Raw genomic sequence first — 6,301 nt, 5'->3', positions numbered from 1 at the left:
TCAGGCCGGTACAACCTGCTGCCAGTGCTGGCCCGAGTTTGCGGGTGAGCATCGCCAGCGGGAAGTTCCACGGCGTGATAGCTGCAACCACACCGACCGGTTCACGGGTCGCCAGAATGCGGGCACCTTCTTTGGCTGGCGGAATGATTTCGCCATTAGCGCGCTTAGCCTGCTCACTAAACCATTGAATAAAGCTGGCGGCATAAGCAACCTCGCCTAGTGCTTCTTTCAATGGTTTACCTTGCTCAGAAACCATTATCTCGGCCAATGATTGCTGGTGCTCCATTATTAGCAGATACCAGCGCTGTAAAATCTCTGCTCGCTGTTTAGCGGGAGTTTTGCGCCAGGCAGGAAAGGCCTTGCTGGCGGCTTTAATAGCGGCTTCGGTTTCGTGTTTACCGGATTGAGCCACTTTTGCCACCAATTCACCGGTGGCAGGATTGCGGACTTCGAAAGTATCCTGCGCCTGATGCCAGGTGCCGCCAACGAAGTAGCCGATATGATAAACACCGTCGCTGTGTCGCTGAGGTTGTAATGGATTAAGTGATGGGTTGTCTGATGGATTATGTGCTGACATCTTGTCGACCTCCTGCGGGAAATGATGCCCCCCATCAATGGAGGGCGAGGAAGGATGGTACAGTTTTAAGTATATACCCAAAGAACTTGGAGTTGCAGGTAGGCAGCAAGCGAATGACAAATTGGTTGCAAACCATTTTGAACGGCGCTTGCGCTGGCCCACAGGGTGAGCCTCTGTGAGGCTCATAATCCCGATGAACTGACTCACGTCAGTGATTCGGGTGAGTAAGCGTAGCTAACACCCCTGCAGCTTCAAGTACAAAGGGTATGGCTAAATAAGCGCACTCTGATATCTGTGCAGCATATCTGCCAGTCGTTTTACCGGGCGGGTAACAGATTCAGGTGATTGATAATCAACTAACTTCTGCTGATATTGATCAAGTTCCTGCAATAATCTGGCGAAGTAATAACGGCGCTTCTGGGAGTTCTTCGCATTAATGACTCTATCTGCGGTGTAGCGAATTTGCTTATGGAAAGCACTCAGTTCAGCATTCACCGGGACTTGTGTTTTATTGAGCCGCTGATGAGCGATAATCAAGCTTAATGCCAACCGGTACTTATCAATATCGCCAGGGAACATCATCAGAAGCTGATTCAGTTGTTGATATAGTGCGGGTAAATGGTTTTCATTGCGGCGCGCTTTATTGGTGGTCAGGGCAGATACTGCACTGTAAACAAAGCGATTTAACAAGGTTCTGCCGGTTCTATCTTTGGCATTATCGCGGATCAGCAACAACACAATCAGGGAAACAAAACAGCCGACGATTTGGCCCAATGCGCTGTCGAGAAACAAGCTGACATTAAATTGCATCGGATTACTCAACACCATAATGTTAATGGTACTGGCGAGCGTCCCGAGTGATCCCAAGCGCCGCTTTTGCACTTCGATACCAATAATAAACGCCAGTAACCCTAAACTGATGCACAACAGCAACATACTTTGCTGAGTCGCGGGGATGATAAACATAAAGTACAGCGCCCCAATGGGCAGCGCCATTATCACCCCCAACAGGAAGTCGAGCGCCACCATGCGCGGATTAGGGGTTCGCATTGCCAGCGACGTCACTACCGCAATCATCACCATACAACCTGCACCGGATGTCCAGCCGGTCCAGAGCCAGAACAGGCCACCAATTGCTGTTGCAATGCCGGTACGCAAGCCATTAATCATCGCGTGATGGCCTTCGGCTGAGACATGTTTCACCGGCATCACACCGACCAGAATCCCTTCCTCAACCCGGCTGATACTGCTGTTGGTATGAATTCCTTTTGATAATAATAAATAGCGAGTTGCCGCCCCAACCCAACTGCTAATGGTATGAGGAATAGCTTCACTGTGGCTGGCTCCAATGAATTGGCGCAGTTTTTTCATTCGTTGATGAATGTCGGCCGGTGTTTGCGCCGGTTCACTCAACATGGCTTTCAGTTCAGCGGTTAAGATATCGGGGTGATTGGCGAGCACCAGATAGGTTTCACACGCCTGGGTGATGAGTGTTAATGACTCGGTATGTAAGACCTGTAAACGGCGATTACAGCGCTGCCAACGAGAAGACTCCATCATCAGATAGCTGCGCATCCCATTGAGTGCAGTGGTATTTTTAACTAAATCATTCCAGGCACGATCAATATCGGATTTTTCCGCCGGGCGAATACACAGTTGAAGCAGCCGATATTGATCGACTAAAACTTTATCCACCAGCCGATCGATATCCTGCTTGATTGATCGCGGTGAAAACAGCAGATCAGCCATCACGGCACAGACGATCCCCAGCACAATCTCGCTACAGCGTTCGACAGCAAATTGGGGGGTTAATAGCGGGGTCTCACCGGTTGTAACAATGATGATAAGCGCGGTATAGCCTGCTAAACCAAAGGCATAGGAGTTTTCGACGCGCACCAGTGAGGAGATCCAGGTACACACCCCAGCCCACAAACAGCACAGCATCAAAGTCAAGACCGGCGCTCTGATGGTCAGAACAATAATAATCAGGCCACCAATACAGCCGATGAATGTCCCGATGATACGCAGCCAGCCACGATGACGGATTGCACCAGAAAACGGTTCGCCACCGGCGGCAAAAGCCGGGCCAGCGGCGACAATTGCCGCCGTCAATACTGACCAGCGCGGGGTTTCCAATTGCAGATGAAAGCCCAAAAACAGTGCCGCCACAATGGCGAAACTGAGCTTAAAAGCAAAGCGCAGGCGGATAAAAGTCGGGCTGGTCATGTTAGCCAAACTCGCGCAGACGATGCATTAATTTCACAATAGGTGATGCCTGATTAGGGTCGCGATCCGTTGAGCCAGTAATAACCACTGTCGCGGTAGTACCTGCCGGATACGAATGCTGCTGATCTTCGCTATCCAAACGGATCTTCACCGGCACACGCTGCGCCAGTCGTACCCATTCCAGATTATTATCAATGGTCGCCAACCCTTTGCTATCCGCACTGCTGCTGCTATTGGTGACCCCCGCAGAGATACTATCAACAGTACCATGCAGAATGCGGTTGCTACCCAGCGGGGTGATTTCCGCCCGATGCCCTGGCTTAACTCCTTCCAGCTTGGTCTCTTCCAGATAGGCTAAAATATAGAACGACTCTTTTTTCACCAAAGCCACTGCCGTTGCACCACGGTTAATAAACTCTCCGGCGTGAACATTCAGGTTTGTCACCCATCCTTCGGCGGGGGCACGCACAGTGGTTCGCTCCAAATCAAGTTTGGCTAAATCGCGCACCGCGACAGCTTTCGCCAATTGATGACGCACGGTTTGTAATACGTTGTTGGACTGGTCTATCTCTTCTTGTGACATTGCCTGAACCCCCAGACGTTGGCGTCTGCCAGATTCCCGCTGTTTCTCGGCGGCCAGTGTCTGGTAATAAGCCACATCAGCTTCGGCTTCAGCCAACGCTTGTTGATAGCGCGGCTGGTCAATCACAAACAGCACTTGGCCTTTCTGCACCAGTTGGTTGTCTTTCACCGGCACATCGGTAATCAGGCCACTGACGTCAGGGGCAATCGCCACCACATCGGCGGTAAATTTTGCATCACGGGTCCACGGCGATTCCGTGTAAAAGGCCCATACCTTGAAAATAGCCATAACAGCCAGTAAAACCACCAACAAGGTGATGCCGATGCGGATTATTTTTAATGAAAAAGTACTCACGGCGACCTCAGGAAAAAAGACAGGATATTAAATAAAAAAGACAACCATACAACGCAGTATTAAACAGCGCTGGATGCCAAACAAACTCATAAATACCCGTGGGCTGCAACACACGGCGCAGAACGAAAAAAAGTGCCAGCGAGAGAATCAGTTCAAGAAATATCGGTGGAAAAGAGAGACCGAAAATAACCATCACCGGAAGCAAACTCATTGTTTAAATCCTTTCTATTATAGGGTGTCGGTGAATACGCCCGGGTGAATAATCTGATACTCAGTTGCAACACATCCAACCACAGCGATCACGGCCAAAAGCACCAGCCATAAGACTGATTTATAGGTTAAACTTGATTGTTCAGTATGACTGCAACCTGGACGAGGCGAGGTAACACTTCGGCTACGCGGCTTTCAAACTTCGGACTTTTCTCCCGACAGCAGTATATTAGCCTGCTTATTATCAACTTATCTACAATGTGTGATCTAAATCACTTTTAAGCCAGAGTTAACAATCGACGTAGAGTGAGCCATGGAAAGATTAAAACGAATGTCAGTCTTTGCCAAAGTCGTCGAGTGCGGATCCTTTACCGGCGCAGCGCGGCAGCTGGCAATGAGTGTGTCGTCGATAAGCCAAACGGTATCAAAACTAGAAACTGAGTTAAATGTGAAGCTGCTTAACCGCAGCACCCGGCGTATTGGTTTGACGGAAGCTGGACGGATTTATTATCAGGGCTGTCGGCGCATGTTACAGGAAGTGCAGGAAGTGCATGAGCAGTTGTATGCGTTTAACAATACCCCGACCGGTACACTGCGAATCGGTTGCTCATCAACTATGGCGCAAAACGTGCTGGCGACCATGACGGCTGAGATGCTGAAAGAATATCCAGGGCTTTCTGTCAATCTGGTGACCGGTATTCCTGCGCCGGATCTGATTGCTGATGGTTTAGATGTGGTAATTCGTGTCGGAGCTTTACAAGATTCAGGGCTATTCTCGCGCCGCCTTGGTTCTATGCCGATGGTAGTCTGCGCGGCCAAAAGTTATTTAGCGCAACATGGCACACCGGAAAAACCCAGTGATATGACTAACTTCTCCTGGCTGGAATACAGTGTACGGCCAGATAGCAATTTTGAATTAATCGCACCTGAGGGTATTACCACTCAGATATCGCCACAGGGCCGCTTTGTCACCAATGATTCGCAAACCATGATCCGCTGGCTTAAAGCAGGTGCAGGCATCGCCTATGCACCATTAATGTGGGTAATTGAAGAGATTAAACGTGGTGAAGTAGAAGTGCTTTTCAAAAAATATCATTCAGATCCCCGTCCGGTCTATGCGCTATATACCGAGAAAGATAAAATGCCGCTCAAGGTCCAGGTCTGTATTGATTATTTAACCGAGTATTTTAAGCGCGTTGCAGAAGTGTATCAGGGCTATCGCTGATGAATAAACACCTATAAGGAGGTGCCTGGTGGATTATTATCACTCCAGTAATTAAGAATAATCCCAATTAAAACAAGAAATATCCCGCACCATATCAAAAAAAACAATTAATGTATTTTAAATATTAGTTAACGTCCTACAAGTTGACTAAAAACACCATAATACATCTAATATATGGAATAGACTCTCTAATATAAACACATATATATTACAGGCTACATATCGCGCAATTATATCAACCAAGTGGTGCATATGTTTATATCAAAAAACTTGCTGGTTTTTATTACTACGGTTCAGGAAGGTTCGCTAACTAATGCGGCCATAAAGTTATTCTCAACTCTCCCGCCAATGAGCAGGAGTATAAAAATATTGGAGGATGAGCTGGGCTTCAAGTTATTTACCCGCACGACAGCAGGATTAAAACTAACGGATCGTGGAAAAGCATTTCATAAGGATATTTATCCGGCTTTTATGTCTTTAACCGAACTAAGCACCGCCTACAAGAAAGAAAAAAGCGGCACTATTAATATTGGAACTCATCAATTGAAATCAGAGCATGCAGGTTTTCTATGCGACTACTTCTTAGACTCAGATAATTGTAATATCGAATTAAAAGAAAATATTTCAGATATAAATCAACTAGATATGATATTAAGCTCCAAAAAAATTAAAGATTGTGATTTTGATGTGGAATTATCAACAAATTGTCGGGTAAATTTGTTATATGCTTCACACATAAACAAATTAAAAAACAAATTAGAGTACTTAAAGCAACTACCATTACTGCAAAGTACCATATTTTCCTCATCATGCTATTTCAAGAACCTTTTAAACCACTTCAAAGAACAAGGTTATAGAGGAAATATTTTACACATTGATGACCCAAGAATTAGACATGATTTAATAAAAAAAGGAGCGGGAATATCCCTGACCACAGGAGGGTTGAATGCCCAAAAAGAGATTTATAACTCTCCCAGCATCAGTTGCGATAAAAATATAAATTTTGATATTAGCTATTACATATATTTTAAAAGCACCGTTATCAGTAAAGAGTTTTTTATTAAGCATGTGAAAGAGAAATCGTCATTGATATGGCGTGAGGTAACAAGAAGTTACTAGTTTACTC

At 46.5% G+C, this 6,301-nt stretch carries 6 protein-coding genes; 2 read left to right on the top strand and 4 right to left on the bottom strand.

Annotated features, from left to right (window positions below; all coding sequences use genetic code 11):
- From ACNSO8_RS17110 to aaeX, 4 genes are all read right to left on the bottom strand, one after another.
- On the bottom strand, positions 1-577 hold a 577-nt coding region (locus ACNSO8_RS17110; protein ID WP_418395345.1), incomplete at its 3' end, for an aldehyde dehydrogenase family protein.
- A 270-nt stretch (positions 578-847) separates the two neighbouring features.
- Positions 848-2,803, bottom strand: coding sequence for a p-hydroxybenzoic acid efflux pump subunit AaeB (gene aaeB / locus ACNSO8_RS17105; protein WP_418395344.1), 1,956 nt, complete (start codon positions 2,801-2,803; stop codon positions 848-850).
- Between the two features lies 1 nt (position 2,804).
- Positions 2,805-3,740, bottom strand: a complete 936-nt coding sequence (gene aaeA / locus ACNSO8_RS17100; RefSeq protein ID WP_418395343.1) for a p-hydroxybenzoic acid efflux pump subunit AaeA — start codon at positions 3,738-3,740, stop codon at positions 2,805-2,807.
- Between the two features lie 7 nt (positions 3,741-3,747).
- On the bottom strand, positions 3,748-3,951 hold the full coding sequence (gene aaeX, locus ACNSO8_RS17095) for a p-hydroxybenzoic acid efflux pump operon protein AaeX (RefSeq protein ID WP_418395342.1): 204 nt from the start codon (positions 3,949-3,951) through the stop codon (positions 3,748-3,750).
- A 312-nt stretch (positions 3,952-4,263) separates the two neighbouring features.
- Here aaeX and aaeR point away from each other — a divergent pair, with 312 nt between their 5' ends.
- Complete coding sequence (gene aaeR, locus ACNSO8_RS17090; protein WP_019080077.1) at positions 4,264-5,175, top strand: HTH-type transcriptional activator AaeR; 912 nt, start codon at positions 4,264-4,266, stop codon at positions 5,173-5,175.
- 252 nt (positions 5,176-5,427) lie between these two features.
- On the top strand, positions 5,428-6,294 hold the full coding sequence (locus tag ACNSO8_RS17085; protein WP_418395341.1) for a LysR family transcriptional regulator: 867 nt from the start codon (positions 5,428-5,430) through the stop codon (positions 6,292-6,294).
- The last annotated feature ends 7 nt before the right edge of the window (positions 6,295-6,301 follow it).

The organism is Yersinia sp. LJYL362 (assembly GCF_048323875.1).
Note: the sequence above shows the minus strand (reverse complement) of the source record. Positions and strands in the feature narration are given on the sequence as shown.